Origin of the sequence: Mesorhizobium shonense (genome assembly GCF_040545255.1) — a bacterium.
Taxonomy (GTDB): Bacteria; Pseudomonadota; Alphaproteobacteria; order Rhizobiales; family Rhizobiaceae; genus Mesorhizobium; species Mesorhizobium shonense.
In genome coordinates, this window is the sequence record NZ_JBEPLM010000019.1 from 63,456 (window position 1) to 80,231 (window position 16,776).

The following is a 16,776-nucleotide window of genomic DNA, read 5'->3' on the forward strand; positions in this document are numbered from 1 at the left end:
CTCTCCCCGTAAGGACAGGGAGAGGGGGTCGCCAGCGTTGGAGCTTATCCCTTCTCCCCGTCAGACGGGGAGAAGGCTGGCAGGCGGATGAGGGGCAGCGCAAACTAACCTCATTCGGTCGCGGGCTTCTGGAAGACCCAGTTCCACGCCCGGATTTCGACGCTTTCGAACAGGCCGGCCTTGGCATAGGGATCGGTGGCCGCCAGGGCTTGCGCACCGGCCATGTCGGGCGCCTCGATCATCACCAGGCTGCCGTCGGGCTTGCCGTCGGCATCGAGGAAGGGACCGGCAAAGGCAAGTCTGCCTTCGCTGATCAAGCCTTCCAGGAAGGCCGCGTGCGCCGGCCGCGTGTCGATACGCAGCTGCAGGCTGCCGGGCTTATCCTTGCAAATCAACGCAAACAGCATCTCTAAAACTCCGAGGGTTCAGATGTCGGTTTCGGTTTTGAGCGGGCGCGTCATCAGCGCCGTCACGGCCTGACCGATGGTGATCTTGCCGTCGAGGATGGCGGCGACGGCGGACACGATCGGCGCCTCGATTTGGCGCTCGGCGGCTATGCGGGCGGCGATGCCTGCCGTCGGCACGCCTTCGGCGAGCGGCAGGCCGGCAAGCGGCTTGCCCTGGCCGAGCGCCAGGCCATAGGCGAAATTGCGCGACTGCGCCGAGGAGCAGGTGAGCAAAAGGTCGCCGAGGCCGGAAAGCCCCATCAGCGTCTCCGGCTTGGCGCCGAAGGCGGCGCCGATGCGGCGCAATTCGACGAAGCCGCGCGTCACCATGGCGGCCTGGGCGCTGGCGCCGAGCCCGGCGCCGGTGACGGCGCCGGCAGCGATGGCGAAGACGTTCTTCAGCGCACCGCCGATCTCGACGCCGATCAGGTCGTCGCTGGAATAGCAGCGCAGGTTCTCGGCCGAAAAGCGCGCGGCAAGCTCGGCCGCCAATTCTCCATTCCGGGCGGCGACGACGACGGCCGTCGGCAGGCCGCGCGCGACATCGCTGGCAAAGCTCGGGCCGGAAAGGGCTGCCACCGGGTTGTTCGGCAGGCTCTCCTCGACGATCGCCGACAGCAGCGCGCCGGTGTCGCGCTCGATGCCCTTGGCGCAGAGGACCAGCGGCACGCCCTTCGGCACATGGCCCGCGGCGGTAGCCAGCATCGCACGCAGCGATTGCGCCGGCGTCACCGCCAGCACGCAATTCGCACCGTCGAGAGCGGCGGCGATATCGCTGGTGGCGACGATGCCCGGCTCGATCGCGATGCCCGGCAGGTAGCGCGGATTCTCGCCGCGATCGATGGCAGCGACAGTCTCGTTGTCGCGCGCGTAAAGCCGCACGAAATGGCCGGCGCGCAGCATGGCCAAAGCCAGCGCCGTGCCCCAGGCGCCGCCGCCCAGCACCGCGACGCGCCAGCCGCTCGCCGGCCTCCTGCTGGTCGTGCTTTTCCCAGTCATGGCTTTCTTGGTCATGCCTTGGCACCGCGCCGGCCAGAGCCGACCAAGGGAGCGGAAACGCTGTCCAGCGGCCAGCGCGAGCGCGGCACGAAGTCGGCCGCATTCTCGCCCACTATCCCCGCGCGCAGCCGCTCGATGCCGGCCCAGGCGATCATCGCGGCATTGTCGGTACAAAGCTTTTGCGGCGGCGCGACGAATGCGAATCCGGCTTCGGAGCAAAGCGCTTCAAGTGTCGCCTTGATCGTCCGGTTGGCGGCGACGCCGCCGGCGACGACCAGTGCGGGATTCGCCTTATCGGAAAATTCCTGGCGGAAACGGGCCAGCGCCCGCGCGACACGGTCGCCCAGTGCATCCGCCACCGCCGCCTGGAAGGAGGCGCAGATGTCGGCGACGTCCTGGTCGCTGAGCGGCGCGATCGCCGTCGCAGCCTGGCGCACCGCCGTCTTTAGCCCCGAGAAGGAGAAATCCGGCTGCGCCGAGCCCTTCATCGGGCGCGGGAAGGCAAAGCGCCCGGCATCGCCGCTCGCCGCCGCCTTCTCGACATTCGGGCCGCCGGGATAGGGCAGGCCGAGCATCTTGGCCGTCTTGTCGAAGGCCTCGCCCAACGCGTCGTCGATGGTCGTCGCCCAGCGCTGGTAGTCGCCGACGCCGCGCACCGCGACGATCTGGGTGTGGCCGCCGGAGACGAGCAAAAGCAGATAGGGAAAATCGAGACCGTCGGTTAGCCTTGCGGTCAGCGCGTGGCCTTCGAGGTGGTTGATGGCGATCAGAGGCTTGTTCGCGGCGGCGGCGATCGCCTTGGCGGTCATCAGTCCAACGATCAACCCGCCGACCAGGCCCGGTCCTGCCGTGGCCGCGACGGCATCGACCTCGTCGAGCGATACGGCCGAATCGGCCAGCGCCGCCTCGACGATGCCGTCCAGCGCCTCGACATGGGCGCGCGCCGCGATCTCCGGTACGACGCCGCCGAAGGCCGCATGCTCCTCGATCTGGCTGAGCACGATATTGGACAGGATCTTGGGCGCGGAGCAGCCGTCCAGCGCCACCACGCTCGCCGCCGTCTCGTCGCAACTCGTCTCAATGCCCAAAACGCGGATCAATTCGTCGCTGTCCTCGAAGATTGTGTCTCCGGCCTTTCCTATATAGGAGGTCTGTCGATATTCAGGTGATGCCGGCCTGCAAATGGCGGTTTCTGCGCTTCCGGTGCTCACGTACCCAAAAGTACGCTCCGCTCCGGTTCTCGAAATCCACCATTTTCGGCTCGGCCTGACCTGAATCTCGGCAGACCTCGAAAATCGCCCCGGGGGTTATCACGGACCGCGCGCCATGCAAACTTTGAAAATCGGAACACGCGGCAGCCCGCTGGCGCTCGCGCAGGCGCATGAGACGCGGGCGCGGCTGATGAAGGCGCACGGCCTTCCCGAAGAGGCGTTCGAAGTGGTGCCCATCTCGACCAGCGGCGACCGCATCCAGGACCGGCCGCTGTCGGAAGCCGGCGGCAAGGGCCTGTTCACCAAGGAGATCGAGGAGGCGCTGCTCGACGGCCGCATCGACATCGCCGTGCATTCCTCCAAGGACATGCCGACGGTGCTGCCCGATGGGCTGGAGCTCTCCACCTTCCTGCCGCGCGAGGACGCGCGCGACGCCTTCATCGGCAAGACGGTGAAACGGATCGCCGAGCTGCCACGCGGCGCCAAGGTCGGCTCGTCGTCGCTGCGGCGCCAGGCGCTGATCCGCCGGATGCGGCCGGATCTCGACGTGGTGATGTTCCGCGGCAATGTGCAGACGAGGCTGCGCAAGCTGGATGAGGGCGTCGCCGAGGGCACCATCCTCGCCTATGCCGGGCTGAAGCGGCTCGGGCTCGAGAGCGTCGTTACCGACCTGATGCCGCTGGATGTCTTTCCGCCGGCGCCGGGCCAGGGCGCGATCGGCATCGAAAGCCGGATCGGTGACCGGGCGGTCGAAAAGATGCTGGCGGCCATCCGCGATGCGCCGACCGGCCAGGCATTGGCCTGCGAGCGCGCGTTCCTCGCCGCGCTCGACGGCTCCTGCCGCACGCCGATCGCCGGCCATGCGACGATATCGGGCAAAAAACTGTCTTTTGCCGGGCTGATCATCTCGCCCGACGGCACCGAATCGCATGAGGTCAAACTGGACGGCTCGGCCCAGGACGCGGCGGCAATAGGCGCGGAAGCCGCGCGGACGGTGCGCGCCAAGGCCGGCGCAAAATTCTTCGACGGCTGGGCCTAATGGTCCGCGTCCTGGTGACGAGGCCGGAACCGGGCGCCTCGCGCACGGCCCGGCGGCTCGAAGCCCAGGGATTTCAACCCATTGTGCTGCCGCTGACCGAAACGGTGGCGCTGCCGGTCGAGGCAAGCGTTTTTCCTGCTGCCGTTGCGGTCGCCATCACAAGCGCCAACGCGGTTCGTCATGCGCCGAAAGCGTTGATCGCGGCGCTTGCCGCCTTGCCTTGCCATGCGGTCGGGAAAAGGACGGCCGACGCCTGCCGCGCGGCCGGATTTACGTCCGTCTCCGAAGGTCCGGGCAATGCCGAAGCGCTGGCCGGCGCGATAGCCGACGAATTCGCAGGCAAAGAGATGGTCTATCTTTGCGGCCGTGTGCGCCTTCCGGTGTTCGAGGAGCGGCTCGCGGCGGCCGGCATACGGTTCCATGCGGTCGAGACCTATGACACGGCTCGGCTTGCCTGTTCGGACGAAGAGATCGTCGCGCGCCTTTCGACCAAGCCCGTCGACGCGGTGCTGCTCTATTCGGCCAAGGCCGCCGAGGCGCTGAGTCCGCTGATCCGTCGGCCCGCCTTGCGTGGTTTGTTCGAAAACGCGGAATTCCTCGCGCTGTCCGCCCGTGTCGCCAAGGCATTGGCCGAGGTCGGCGGGCAAAAGGTCCGCATTGCCTCGCAACCCGACGAGGACGCTCTGCTGGCGCTTTTGTCGCTGCCGCGCTGAGCCCGCGTCATCACACCGCCCCTTTTCACCGCTTGGTGATGTGCTAGAGCATCCCCTAGACCCTTCGAACCATCCACAAGCCAGTTCGCGGAGCCCAAGCATGGTCAAGACGCCGAAGACGCGACATTCGAAGGTCCGCCGCGAGCCGGTGACGATCGAGCTCGAGCCCGGCGCCGTCTCGCGAATCGCCGACGAGGATGCCGCCAAGACCGAGACCGATACGGAACCAACCGACGAGGCGAAGGCGGAGGAAGCCGCCGCCGCTTCGCAACCGGAAGTTCCGGAAGAGCCGATCCATGCCGAGCAGGCCGACATCGAGCCGTGGGAACACGCCGACGCGGCCCAGGCTGGGGCTGATGGATCCGAGGCCAGGAGCAACGAAGAGGCGGAGGCGCCCTATCCCGGAGGTTCGCAGGCTTCGAAGAGCGAGCCAAAGGGCTTCGGCTACGATTTCGAGGACGCGTCGGCGACCGGTTCCAGTTCCGCCGCCTCGGCGCCGAAGCCGAGCGAGAGCCGGGGCGACGATCGTGCGACGTCGCCATCCGGACGCGCCGGCGTGCGCACCATCGCAGCCGGTGTCATCGGCGGCGTGATCGCGCTGGCCGGCGCCGGCCTTCTGCAGGCGGTTGGCCTGCTCGGCTCTCCGGCCTCCAGCGGAGCGCATCTCGACGGCGTCACTGGCGAGATCGCCTCGCTGAAGAGCGAGATCGCGGCGCTGAAGGAGACGGACGCTGCCGGCGCCTCCGCCAAGGTCGATGGCCTGTCCTCGGCGCTCGACCAGGTGAAGTCGGATATCGCGGCGCTGAAGTCGTCGGCCGGGCAAAGCGGCGATGGCGCCGCGCTCAAGGCGCTCAACGACAAGGTCGGCCAGATCGAGACGGCGGTGGGCGACCTGCAGAAGGCCGGCAGCGCCGCGCCGGTCGATCTCGGCCCGCTCAACGAGAAGCTCGCCGGGCTCGACGCGCTGGTGAAATCGGCCGGCGACGCGGCGAAGGCGCAGGACGGCCGGATCGCGGCGCTGGAACAGTCGGTGTCGCAGCTCTCCGGCAAGGTCGAGGCGCAGGCCTCGCAGCCGAAGATAGCGCTCGCCATCGCCGCCTCGGCGCTGAAGGCTGCGCTCGACCGCGGCGCGCCCTTTGCGACCGAGCTCGACACTTTCGCGGCGATCGCGCCGGACGCGCCGGAGATCGTGGTGCTGCGGTCCTATGCCGAGAAAGGCGTGCCGACGCGCGCCACGATCGCCGCGGAGGCCGACGCCGCGGCCACCGCCATGGTCGAGGCGGCGACGCCGGTCGACCGGAATGCCGGCTTCTTCCAGAGCCTGGTGTCGAGCGCCGAATCGCTGGTCAAGGTGCGGCCGGTGGGCGCCGTCGAAGGCAAGGGCGCGCCGGAAACCGTCGCGCGCATCGAGGTGGCGGTCAACCAGGGCGACTACGCCAAGGCGCTCGGCGAATACGACACGCTGCCCGATGCGGCGAAGGCGGCCGCCGCCGATTTTGCCGGCAAACTGAAGGCGCGGCTCGAGGTCGAAAAGCAGATAGAAGCGCTGATTGCCGGCGCGACGAAGGTGTGAGGACCATTCGATGATCCGCATCCTCGCCTTCCTCGCCGTCGTCTTCGCGCTGGGGCTCGGCTTCGCTTGGCTGGCCGACCGTCCGGGCGAGATGATCGTCACCTTCAACGGCTACCAGTACCAGGTCACGCTGATGGTGGCGGCGGTGGCTATCGTCGCCGTGGTCGCCGCGGTGATGATCGTCTGGTGGCTGATCAAGTCGCTGTGGAACAGCCCCTATACGATCTCGCGCTATTTCAGGGTGCGTCGCCGCGACCGCGGCTACCAGGCGCTGTCGACCGGCATGATAGCGGCGGGCGCCGGCGACGGCGCGCTGGCGCGCAAGAAGACCAAGGAAGCGGCCAAGCTGATCCGCTCCGACCAGGAGCCGCTGATCAACCTGCTCGACGCGCAGGCCTCGCTGCTCGAAGGCGACCATGAGGGCGCGCGGGAAAAGTTCGAGCGTATGATCGACGACCCGGAAATGCGCTTGCTTGGCCTGCGCGGGCTCTATCTCGAAGCCGAGCGTCTGGGCGACCGCAACGCCGCGCGCCACTATGCCGGCCGCGCCGCGGCGGTGGCGCCGCAGCTTGCCTGGGCGGCGGAATCGACGCTGGAAGAACTGACCGAACGTGGCGACTGGGACGGCGCGCTGAAGCTGGTCGAGGCGCAGAAGTCCACCCGGCAGATCGAGCGCGACGCCGCCAACCGGCGCCGCGCCGTGCTGCTCACGGCCAAGGCGCAGGCGCTGGTCGACAGCGATCCGAATGCCGCCCGCACCGCGGCGCTCGAAGCCAACAAGCTGGCGCCGGATTTCGCGCCGGCGGCAGTCGTCGCGGCCAATATGCTGTTCAAGCAAAACGACGTGCGCAAGGGTTCCAGGGTCCTGGAGACGGCCTGGCGGGCGGAGCCGCATCCGGACATCGCCGAGCTCTACACCCATGCAAGGCCGGGCGATGCCGTGCTCGACCGCCTCAACCGGGCAAAGAAGCTGCAGGAAATGAAGAAGAACCACGCCGAATCGTCGATGGCCGTGGCGCGCGCCGCGCTCGACGCGCAGGATTTCGCCACCGCCAGGCGCGAGGCGGAAGCCGCGATCCGCATGGACCGCCGCGAGGGCGCCTATCTGCTTCTGGCCGACATCGAGGAGGCCGAAACCGGCGATCAGGGCAAGGTGCGGCAGCTGCTGTCGAAGGCGGTTCGGGCACCGCGCGATCCGGCCTGGGTCGCCGACGGCGTCGTCTCCGATCGCTGGGCGCCGGTGTCGCCGGTCACCGGCAAGTTGGACGCCTTCACCTGGCGCGCGCCGATGGAGCGGCTTGGCCAGTTGATCGAGAGCGAGACGGACGTCGCGCTGCCGGCAATTTCTGCCGCGCCGCCGGCCGTGCCGGCCGAGAAAGCAATCGACATTGTCCCCGATGCACCGGCCACGAAGCCGGCCGCTGAAACGTCGAACGGCATAGAGGAGGAAATCGCGGCCGCCTTGGGCGATGGCGCGGCCGCCGAGCAGGCTTCGGAGCCGCCGCCCTTGCCGGATGATCCCGGCGTCGCGCCGGAAGACCAGGCGGAAAAATCGCCGCGCCGGTTTCGTTTGTTTTGAGGTCCGGCTTTGGCGGACAGGGAAAAGGTATCGATGTTCGAACGCGTGTTGTCCTTCCTGAGGGATTTGCCGGCGGGTGGGGCCAAGCCGAGCGCGGACGATCCGCGCGTCGCAGCCTCGGCGCTGCTCTATCATGTGATGAATGCCGACGGCGTGCGCCAGGATGTCGAGTGGGAGCGCTTCAAGGAGATCCTGGCCGAGACCTATTCGATCAGCGGCGACGAGCTCGACGCGCTGGCGGCCGCCGGTGAGCGCGCCGACAATGAGGCGATCGACCTCTACGCCTTCACCAGCGTGCTCAAGCGCAATCTCGATGCCGAGGCGCGCAAGGCCTTCATCGGCCTGATGTGGGAGATCGTCTACGCCGACGGCGAATTGCACGAGCTCGAGGACAACACGGTCTGGCGCGTCGCCGAACTGATCGGCGTCGAGCGCCAGGACCGGATCGAAGCGCGCCGCAAGGCGGCGGCCGAAGCGCCGGACGCGCGCGGAACATCGAGCGACGAATAGGACCTCGCCTGCCCATGCCACCCAGACCGAGGCCGAGACCAAAAATCCTGATCGTGCTGCATCAGGAGACGTCGAGCCCCGGCCGCGTCGGCCATATGCTTCTGGAGGAAGGTTTCGACCTCGACATCCGCCGGCCGCCGCTTGGCGAGGAGCTGCCCTCAACGCTGGACGGCCACGCCGGCGCGGTCATCTTCGGCGGGCCGATGAGCGCCAATGATGGGGACGAGTTCGTCCGCCGCGAGACCGACTGGCTGGAGATCCCGCTCAGGGAAAACCGGCCGTTTCTCGGCATCTGCCTCGGCGCGCAGATGCTTGCCAACCATCTCGGCGGCAAGGTCGAAGGCCATGGCGAAGGGCTGGTCGAGATCGGCTGGTATCCGCTGAAGGCGACGGAAGCCGGCAAGAAACTGCTGCACTGGCCGGAGATGGTCTACCAGTTCCACCGCGAGGGCTTTTCGCTGCCGAAGGACGCGACGCTGCTCGCGACCGCCGAAACCTATCCCAACCAGGCTTTCCGTTATGGCGACAATGCCTGGGGCATCCAGTTCCACGGCGAGCTGACCAGGGTGATGATGCAGCGCTGGGTGGTGCGCGGCGCGCACCGCTTCGAATTGCCCGGCGCGCAGCCCGGCCGCGATCATCTCGGCGGCAGGCTGATCTGGGACATGCACCTGAAACGCTGGCTTGGCGAGTTTTTGGGGATGATATTTGGTAAGCCGGCGGTGGGGTAGGGCAATCCGGTTGGCGGGAACGGCTGAGCTTGATTCCGAAGATGGCTTACGTCTGCCAAGGCGTGGACGACTGCTTTGCGCCGCATCTCGGCCGTAGAGGTCGGCTTCGCAGCTTCCTGAAAGCGGACCTTGCCGGCGATTAGGCTGGAGGTCGTGGTCGCGCCAAAAACGGACGATCAGCCATTGCCTATGTCCTACGGATCGCCGACAGGGCTTGAGATCGAGCAGGTGCTTTGCCACAGGCGCCCCCAGTGCTGGCCCACGCGACGAGTTGGGATCAGTGACCCCACCCCTGATATGACGCGGGATCGCTTGTACGGCGCCCTACGGCGATTTGTGCCGGGCCGACGCCACCCACATTGCGGTCTTTGCGATCTCGGTGCGTTCCCAACTCGCGATCGGTATGCGCCAACCTGGCAGAGCTATTCCGGCAGCCCAGCCTTTCGCAAACCTTCTGAAAGCAGAGCCATATCGGCCGCACGCCTGATTGAAACGACGTCGGCGAGATTGGAAATTCGTTGGCTAGGATCGAGGGCAAGAATTCGGCTCACCACCTTTTGCGCATCCTCGGTTCGGCCAGCGTGAGCATAGCTTGCAGCCGCAAAGCGCAACGACGGCAAAAAGTCCGGCTTTTCCCGCAACGACCTTTCCGCCCAAGATGATGCCTCCTCAAATCGACCAGCTAAGAGATGAGCCACTACAACCGCATTCAGCATATCGAACATGAACGGGTCGACTGGGCTCATGCGTATCGCAGTGGCCAGGTGCTGGAGGGCGGTTTCCGTATCGCCGAGGTCGGCTCTGACCCAGCCGCTGAATAGCCACGCAGTAGCCAGGTTCGGATTGAGCGCAAGCGCGCGATCAATGAACGCTGCCCCGCTATTGTAGTTGCCCACGACAAACGCGAGCGCTTCCCCGCCGAGTGAGAGCGCAACCGCGTCATCCCTGCCCAAATCCACTGCCTTCAGAGCCAGGCGTTCTGTCTCGACGGTTTCCTGCTCACGATCGGCCATCCAGCCGTTCGCCTTGCGCATGACGGCACACAACGCGGCCATGCCGTATGCCGAGGCGAATTCAGGGTCGAGTTCGATGGCCTTGTAAAACAACTGAAGGGCGTTTGCGTTGGATTCCCTGGTCAACTGATGAAGACTTGCTATCCCGCGCAGATAGTAGTCGTAAGCGTCAAGGTGCTCGGTCGGCTTGCGCTTGGCCCGCTCGATCTCTGCCTGTTCCAGCTTCGGACCGATCGCGCCGACGACGCTCCGGGTCACTTCCTCCTGCAGGTCAAAAACGTCCTCCAGCCCGCCGTCGAAACGGTCGGCCCATAGATGTGCGCCCGTTGCCGCGTCGATGAGCTGCCCGGTGATGCGCACCCTGCTCGCCGCCTTGCGCACGCTCCCTTCAAGCACATAGCGCACACCAAGCTCGCGCCCGACCTGCTTAATGTCCACTGCCCGGCCCTTGTATGTAAAGCTAGAGTTGCGCGCGATGACGAACAGCCAGCGCGTCCGGGACAGCGCGGTGATGATCTCCTCCACCATGCCGTCAGCGAAGTAGCCCTGCTCGGGGTCGCCACTTATGTTGTCGAATGGCAAGACCGCGATGGACGGTTTTTCGGGAAGCGTCAGCCTCTCCCTTGTCGAGAATACCGAAGTTGGTTTTGCTCGACTGACCTGATAGGCGCGTACCGCCTCCACGATGTTGTGGACCTGATGGCTACCGAGGTCGGTGTAAGCATAGTCTAGTTTGCCCTTGACCTGCTCGTAGACGTTGCTCGCGACGCAGACGCCGCCAGGTTCTGCAAGCTTCTCGAGCCGCGCGGCGATGTTCACACCATCACCGTAGATCGTGTCGTCCTCTGCAATCACGTCGCCCAAATTCACGCCCATGCGGAAAGTCATGCGCTTGTCTTCGGGCAAACTTGCATTGTGAGCGGCCAATCCCTCCTGGGCTTCGACCGCGCACTGTACCGCGTCGACCGCGCTGGCAAATTCGACAAGCAGACTGTCGCCGGCGGAACCAACGATGCGTCCATGGGCCTCCGCGATCCTAGGCTCGATCACCTCGGCGCGAAGGTGCTTCAACTGCGTGAGCGTGCCAACCTCGTCGGCTCCCATGAGGCGGCTGTAGCCGACGACGTCGGCAGCAAGGATTGCGGTGAGGCGTCGCTCCATACTTGTGTCCTGCCTCTTCCGTAGGTCGAAGCTCCGGGCGGCGAGCGTATTCTAGTCCTACCTCGAATGCGAGCGTGCAGTGCCGGCGCCGACAGCGATCAACTCACCACGTCCCTTGGGCCATTCCTCACACGGCGTCGTTTATGGTCCGATCGCGGGTGCTGCCGACGGGCTACTTTGGGTCAGGTCACGACTATGTCCCCGTTCAACCGAACGTCCGCTTTTGAACAACCGCAGCCTGAACCTGCCAGTCCGCTGTCGGCCCCATCTAAGCCGTCGCCGGCGCGAGCTGATCGGCCAGCGCGTCGCCTCCAGCGGCTTATATCCAGCGCCCAATTGCCGCTGTAGAGGTGCCGCGCTTGCCGCAGCGCCGGGAACAGATAGGCCCACACGGCGACAGCGCCGATGCCGCCGATCATCATGGCCGGAACCGTGCCGATTGGTGCCGCCATCGTGCCGAGCTGACCAGGGTGATGATGCAGCGCTGGGTTGTGCGCGGCGCGCACCGCTTCGAATTGCCCGGCGCGCAACCCGGCCGCGATCATCTCGGCGGCAGGCTGATCTGGGACATGCACCTCAAGCGCTGGCTGGGTGAGTTCTTGGGGCTGATCTTCGGCAAGCCGGCTGTGGGATAGAGTAAAAGCCAATTTCTCTGAGTGGCAAAGCTTGAGCCAAAGACGACTTCGCTGGAAGTCGTGGTTGCGCCATGAAAGGTCATTCGAATGTGAGTCACGGAATCACCGGATTTTGTGCGCATGGCCGCTGAACGTCACCCACGATCGAGCGCCGCCAATGCCGTCGCTGGTAGAGTATGTTCACTCTGGCAGCCCTGTCTTCCTCAGCGCGCTGGCGAGTTTGTCCATCAGTTCAGGCCGCATTAACTCCATGCGCACGAAGCCGCTGATCGTCCACTCCGGCGCCACTTCCAGCAGTCGCGTGGCCGCCGCCCGCGCAGCATCAGCTCGACCTAGTTCCGCCTGTACAGCTGCGACCGCTGCATGAAGGACGCTGAAGCCCGGGTTTGCCTCAAGCGCCAATGCCGCGTAGGTCGCGGCCTCAGTCAGACGCCCTGTGAAAAAACAGGTCCAGGCGAGCGCGAGGTAGGGATGGTAGTTGAGTGGATCGAACGGGCTCAGTCTTAGAGCCCGTGCAGCGTCGTCGCTCGCCCGCTCGTAGCGCTCGGAGAACATGTGCACAAGCGAACTAAAGCCCAAGGCAAGCGCGGAATTGGGATTTACTTTGAGTGCTCGGTCGAGCGTCATGACGGCCGCGTCATAGTCATGCGTAATGTTGCCCAGAACGAAGGCACCGATGGCGAGTGCCTGCGCATCGTCCACGCCGAGCGTGAGGGCGAGGTGCGCGTGCCTTTGGGCCGCCCCGCGATCATCCGGGCGGAACCCTCCGCGCAGGAAACGCTGTTCGAAAACCCAGGCAGCGTAGGCATGTGCCGCGGCATATTCCGGATCGAGCTTCAGCGCCTGACCGAGCAGCGCCAGCGCCTGGTCGTTGTCCGCGGACGTGTTGGCAAACGCATGCGGCAGGGCGCGAAGATAGAGGTCATAGGCACCCAGGCTTTCCGTCCGCTTGAGACGCGCACGCTGGATCTCTGCGCGCCGGAGGGAAGGCTCGATGGCACCAACAATACTCCCTGTCAGCTGATCCTGCAGATCGAAAACATCTTCCAGAGGACCCTCGAACTTGTCGGCCCAGACATGCGTCCCGGCCGCACCCTCAATCAGCTGCCCGGTGATGCGCAACCGGTTCGCCGACTTCCGCACACTGCCTTCGAGGACGTAACGTACACCGAGATCCTTCGCCACCTGACGGACATCAACGGCCTTCCCCTTGTACGGGAAGGTCGAATTTCTTGCGATGACGAAGAAGCCCGGGAACTTGGATAAGCCGGTGATAACGTCTTCCACCAACCCATCGGCGAAGTAATCCTGCTCGGGATCGCCGCTCAGATTGGTGAAAGGAAGTACGGCGATTGAGGGTCGGTCGGGAAGCGCCAGCACTGTTTGTTGTTGGTCAATCACATCGACATTCCTGGGCTCGGTTCGCGTCTCGATGCGATAGACATGGACGGGTCGGGCGATGTTCTTCACGCTGTGTTCGCCCAGATCGGCAAAACCGATCGGAAGCTTCTCGACGACATGCTCGCGAACGGTGGCGCTGACGCAGATCCGGCCGGGCTCGGCAAGTGTTTGGAGTCGCGCAGCAACGTTGACGCCATCGCCAAAAATGTCGTCGCCCTCTACGATCACGTCACCCACATTGATGCCGACGCGAAAGCGGATGCGGCGACTTTCATCGACGTTCGCATTGCGGCTCTCAATTCCCTGCTGGATTACGATGGCGCAGCGCACCGCGTCGACGATCGACGCGAACTCTATGAGAAGGCCATCGCCCGTCGTCTTGAAGACGCGACCTTGATGTTGAGCGATCAGCGGATCGATCACTTCCTTGCGGTGGGCCTTCAGTGCTGCGAGCGTGCCTTCCTCGTCGATGCCCATTAGACGCGAGTATCCCACCACGTCAGCGGCAAGGATTGCCGCGAGCCGGCGCATCGTGCGGGACTCTTCGTTCATTCAATTGCCCTCAGGCCAGTGCCCGATCCCAATTGCCGCAAATTCATGCCAACAGTGCCGAGGCATTATTCTCGCATGTCCTGCGTCACAACGCGAGCCGAGCCCAATCCGCCGGACTATTGTTCGCAGAAAACCTGGCCGGGTCTGGCTGAGCGAATTTTTGCAGCTGATCTTCGGCAAACCGGCTGTGGGATCGAGCAAAAGCCAATTTCCCAGTGGCAGAGCCAAAGACGTGTGGAGAAAGCCGGCGTTGTTGCCGCTGCGCAAGCATGATCGCCACTGGGATGGCGAATGCATCGTCCTTCGTCGCCGGCGCTGTGTACCGGCAGCCTCCTTGGTATCGACGGAGCCGCAATCTGTGCTAAGCCGCCGCCCAACCAATCAAAGGACGACAGCTGTGAACGAACTGACCGTGGCCGAGGCGACCGAAAATATCTATGCCTCACTCCGAGCGGACAATGCCGATATCGATGCACATATCGCGACACTCAAGGCAGCGCTGTCGCGAGAGGGGAAGAAGCAGGCGGTGTTCGATCCGGCCAGGTTGGTGCAGAACAACCGCGCCGGCCGTAAGTTGATGCAGGCCTATTTTCGGCAGCGCGGCGTCAGCGTGAGCTTTTCGGAGTAGAATATCTCCAGACAGGATCTCATTCGTTGCCGGCGCAGCCTGCCTGGCCCACGCGTCGGATTCAGCGGCCTGATCCAGAACTCAATCAGTTCCGGCTGTTGAGATGCCGCACCTGCCGCAGCGCTGGGAACAGATAGGCCCAGAGGCCGGCGACCGCGATGGCGCCGATGCCGCCGATCACAACCGCCGGCACGGTGCCGATCAGCGCCGCCATGGTGCCGGCGCGGAACTCGCCGACCTCGTTGGAGGCGCCGACGAAGACCTGGTTCACCGCGTTGACGCGGCCGCGTACTTCGTCCGGCGTCCAGAGCTGGATCAGCGTCTCTCTGATATAGACGCTGAACATGTCCGTGGCGCCGAGCATGGCGAGGGCTGCGATCGACAGCCAGGTGATGGTGGAGATGCCGAACAGAACGGTGAAAGCGCCGAACAGCGCGACGAAGCCGAGCATGATCTTTCCGGCATGGTCGTGGATCGGGTGGCCGGCGAGCCAGACCGCCACGGCAATGGCGCCGATGCCGGGCGCCGAGCGCAGCAGGCCGAGGCCCCAGGGGCCAAGCTCCAGTATGTCGCGCGCATAGACCGGCAATAGCGCCGAGGCGCCCGACAGAAGCACGGCAAAAAGGTCGAGCGAGATCGCGCCGAGCACGATCTTCTCACTCCAGATATAGCCGAAGCCGGCAAACAGCGTCCGCATCGTCGGCTTGTCGGTGGCCGTCTGCTGGGCGGGCTTGGGAATGGTGAAGACGAGCAGCGCGGCGACGAGCATCAGGATCGCCGCGGTGGCGTAGGCGATCTCCGCCGAAAGGCCGTAGAGCAGGCCGCCGGCGACCGGGCCGACGATGGTCGCCGTCTGCCAGGCCGAGGAGTTCCAGGCAATGGCGTTGGCGAAATGTTCAGGCGGCACAAGATTGGCGACCAGCGAGGACGATGCCGGCCCGTAGAAGGCTCGGGCGATACCGAACATGGCGAGCACGACGAAGATCGGCAGCGGGCCGCCAAGGCCGCGCAGCGTCAACAACAGGAGAGCGAGCGCGCAGCCGGCTTCGACGAGCGACGACAATGTCATGATCAGGCGGCGGCCGAAGCGGTCGGCGACGACGCCGGTGACCAGCACCAGGAGCAGCGACGGCAGGAACTGGACGATGCCGACGATGCCGAGGTCGAAGGGATTGCGCGTCAGGTCGTAGATCTGCCAGCCGACGGCGACGGAGACGATCTGGGTGGCGAAAGTGGTGAGGAAGCGCGCCGTCCAGTAGCTGAGATACGGTCGGTGACGGAAGGCGGCGTAGCGCTGTTCAGGTGAAGTTGCTTCGATGGTCATGGTTCAAGGGCCCCGTTGCGGCATCGGCCGGCGGGGCACTTCCACGGCGGGCGCTGGTCCGGCCAGAACCCTTTAGCTGAGTTCGTCCTACCTTGCGCGAAAAAAAACGCGCCGGATGGAAGAAATCTGGAATTATCGTTCGCGAAGGAAAGAGGCTCAGCCTCTCAGAGCAGCCGAGATGGCTTCCAACCCGCCGCGCAATTCAGTCTCCTTCGGCCAGCCGAAGCCGACGCGAAAGAAGCGCTTCGGCATTTCGAACCAGTGGCCTGGCCCGACATAGGTGCCGTGCTCGTCCAGAAGCCTGGCGTAGAAGCGGTCGAGGTCGAAGCCGGCATCGACGTTCAGCCGCGGAAAGCCGACGACGCCGCCTTGCGGCCGCACCCAGTCGACCAGCGGTTCGCCGTCGATCCAGGATTGCACAATGTCGCGCCGCTTCGCCATCTCCGGCAGCAATGAAGCCAGGAAGGCGTCACGGCGCTCGAGCATGGCACGGGCGATCGCCTCGTCGATGACGCTGCCGCAGATGCCGATCTGCTCCTTGGCGGCGAGGAACGTCTCGCGCAACTCGGGGTCCCGGGTGACCAGCCAGCCGATGCGGATGCCCGGGATGCCGAAGGCCTTGGACAATGAAGAGACGCTGATGGCGCTTGGGCTGAGAGATGCCGCCGCAGGCAGCCGCTCGCCATAGGAGAGATCGCGGTAGGTCTCGTCGACCAGCAGCCGGCAATGCCGGCTCTCAGCGAGCGCGATCAGCGCGTCGAGATCGGCGCGGCTCATCATGGTGCCGGTCGGGTTGTGCGGGCAGGTGACGCTGATCAGCCTGGTGTTCGGCAGAACGGCAGCTGCGACGCGTTCGACGTCGATCGCGAAGCCCTCGTCGAAATCGAGATCGACATAGGAGATGGCGCAGCCGATCGCCTTGGGCGTCTCGATGTTGGTGGCGTAGTTCGGCCGCACGACCACCAGATGATCGCTGGCCGAGAGCAGCGAGGTGGCGATGATGAACAGCGCGCCGGCGGCGCCCGCGGTCACCAGAACGTCGTCAGGCGAGAGCCCATTGTCCTGCGCGGCGATCAGCGCGCGCAGTTCCTTCTCGCCGCGATGCTCGCCGTAGAACAAGGTGAGGTCGGGCAGCGAGAGACCGATGTCGGAGAGTTTTTGGTCGGCGATCGAGCTTTCGGAAAGATTGTAGCGGATGCGGTCGTAGCCGTATTCCTCCGGCGCTTCCTTCTCGATCACCATCCTTGCGTAGTTCATGGCC

General features: G+C 65.2%; 14 protein-coding genes and 1 pseudogene. 8 read left to right on the forward strand and 7 right to left on the reverse strand.

What is annotated here, in order from left to right:
- Window positions 1–110 precede the first annotated feature (110 nt).
- From ABID26_RS31725 to tsaD, 3 genes are read right to left on the reverse strand one after another with little or no spacing between them, the layout of a single operon-like run.
- Complete coding sequence (locus ABID26_RS31725) at window positions 111–407, reverse strand: YciI-like protein (RefSeq protein WP_292342338.1); 297 nt, start codon at window positions 405–407, stop codon at window positions 111–113.
- Between the two features lie 18 nt (window positions 408–425).
- Window positions 426–1,460: an NAD(P)H-dependent glycerol-3-phosphate dehydrogenase gene (locus ABID26_RS31730; RefSeq protein ID WP_435528627.1), complete on the reverse strand. Its 1,035-nt coding sequence runs from the start codon at window positions 1,458–1,460 to the stop codon at window positions 426–428.
- Complete coding sequence (gene tsaD / locus ABID26_RS31735) at window positions 1,457–2,542, reverse strand: tRNA (adenosine(37)-N6)-threonylcarbamoyltransferase complex transferase subunit TsaD (protein ID WP_292374012.1); 1,086 nt, start codon at window positions 2,540–2,542, stop codon at window positions 1,457–1,459. The genes ABID26_RS31730 and tsaD overlap by 4 nt, the downstream gene beginning before the upstream one ends.
- A 229-nt stretch (window positions 2,543–2,771) precedes the next feature.
- Between tsaD and hemC the strand changes: the two genes are divergently transcribed.
- The 6 genes from hemC to ABID26_RS31765 all read left to right on the forward strand — a co-directional run bounded on the left by hemC (window position 2,772) and on the right by ABID26_RS31765 (window position 8,801).
- Window positions 2,772–3,695 carry a hydroxymethylbilane synthase gene (gene hemC, locus ABID26_RS31740; RefSeq protein WP_292374006.1) on the forward strand — a complete coding sequence of 308 codons (924 nt, stop codon included), beginning with the start codon at window positions 2,772–2,774 and terminating at the stop codon, window positions 3,693–3,695.
- Window positions 3,695–4,408 (forward strand): uroporphyrinogen-III synthase, encoded by a 714-nt coding sequence (locus ABID26_RS31745; RefSeq protein ID WP_292303546.1) that lies wholly within the window; start codon window positions 3,695–3,697, stop codon window positions 4,406–4,408. The genes hemC and ABID26_RS31745 overlap by 1 nt, the downstream gene beginning before the upstream one ends.
- A 100-nt stretch (window positions 4,409–4,508) precedes the next feature.
- Entirely contained in the window at window positions 4,509–5,981 is a 1,473-nt protein-coding gene (locus ABID26_RS31750; protein WP_292374004.1) for a COG4223 family protein, read from the forward strand.
- A gap of 10 nt (window positions 5,982–5,991) precedes the next feature.
- Window positions 5,992–7,560 (forward strand): heme biosynthesis protein HemY, encoded by a 1,569-nt coding sequence (locus ABID26_RS31755; RefSeq protein ID WP_126097198.1) that lies wholly within the window; start codon window positions 5,992–5,994, stop codon window positions 7,558–7,560.
- Between the two features lie 33 nt (window positions 7,561–7,593).
- Window positions 7,594–8,070 carry a tellurite resistance TerB family protein gene (locus tag ABID26_RS31760; protein WP_126097199.1) on the forward strand — a complete coding sequence of 159 codons (477 nt, stop codon included), beginning with the start codon at window positions 7,594–7,596 and terminating at the stop codon, window positions 8,068–8,070.
- Between the two features lie 14 nt (window positions 8,071–8,084).
- Complete coding sequence (locus ABID26_RS31765; protein WP_126097200.1) at window positions 8,085–8,801, forward strand: glutamine amidotransferase; 717 nt, start codon at window positions 8,085–8,087, stop codon at window positions 8,799–8,801.
- Window positions 8,802–9,223: 422 nt separating this feature from the next.
- Here ABID26_RS31765 and ABID26_RS31770 read toward each other — a convergent pair whose 3' ends face one another.
- Window positions 9,224–10,975: an adenylate/guanylate cyclase domain-containing protein gene (locus ABID26_RS31770; protein ID WP_126097201.1), complete on the reverse strand. Its 1,752-nt coding sequence runs from the start codon at window positions 10,973–10,975 to the stop codon at window positions 9,224–9,226.
- Between the two features lie 389 nt (window positions 10,976–11,364).
- On the opposite strand from ABID26_RS31770, the pseudogene ABID26_RS31775 reads away from it, so the two are divergent.
- Window positions 11,365–11,610, forward strand: a pseudogene (locus tag ABID26_RS31775) (hypothetical protein); the annotation flags it as partial.
- A gap of 180 nt (window positions 11,611–11,790) precedes the next feature.
- On the opposite strand, the gene ABID26_RS31780 reads toward ABID26_RS31775, so the two are convergent.
- The gene (locus ABID26_RS31780; protein WP_126097202.1) at window positions 11,791–13,563 is read right to left on the reverse strand and encodes an adenylate/guanylate cyclase domain-containing protein; all 1,773 of its coding nucleotides are present in this window, start codon (window positions 13,561–13,563) and stop codon (window positions 11,791–11,793) included.
- Window positions 13,564–13,960: 397 nt separating this feature from the next.
- Between ABID26_RS31780 and ABID26_RS31785 the strand changes: the two genes are divergently transcribed.
- Window positions 13,961–14,191, forward strand: a complete 231-nt coding sequence (locus ABID26_RS31785) for a hypothetical protein (RefSeq protein WP_126102490.1) — start codon at window positions 13,961–13,963, stop codon at window positions 14,189–14,191.
- An 85-nt stretch (window positions 14,192–14,276) separates the two neighbouring features.
- On the opposite strand, the gene ABID26_RS31790 is transcribed toward ABID26_RS31785, so the two are convergent.
- Both ABID26_RS31790 and ABID26_RS31795 read right to left on the reverse strand, forming a co-directional pair.
- A complete protein-coding gene (locus ABID26_RS31790; protein WP_126097203.1) occupies window positions 14,277–15,515 on the reverse strand; it encodes an MFS transporter in 1,239 nt (412 codons plus the stop codon).
- Window positions 15,516–15,671: 156 nt separating this feature from the next.
- Window positions 15,672–16,772: a pyridoxal phosphate-dependent aminotransferase gene (locus tag ABID26_RS31795; protein WP_126097204.1), complete on the reverse strand. Its 1,101-nt coding sequence runs from the start codon at window positions 16,770–16,772 to the stop codon at window positions 15,672–15,674.
- Between the last annotated feature and the right edge of the window lie 4 nt (window positions 16,773–16,776).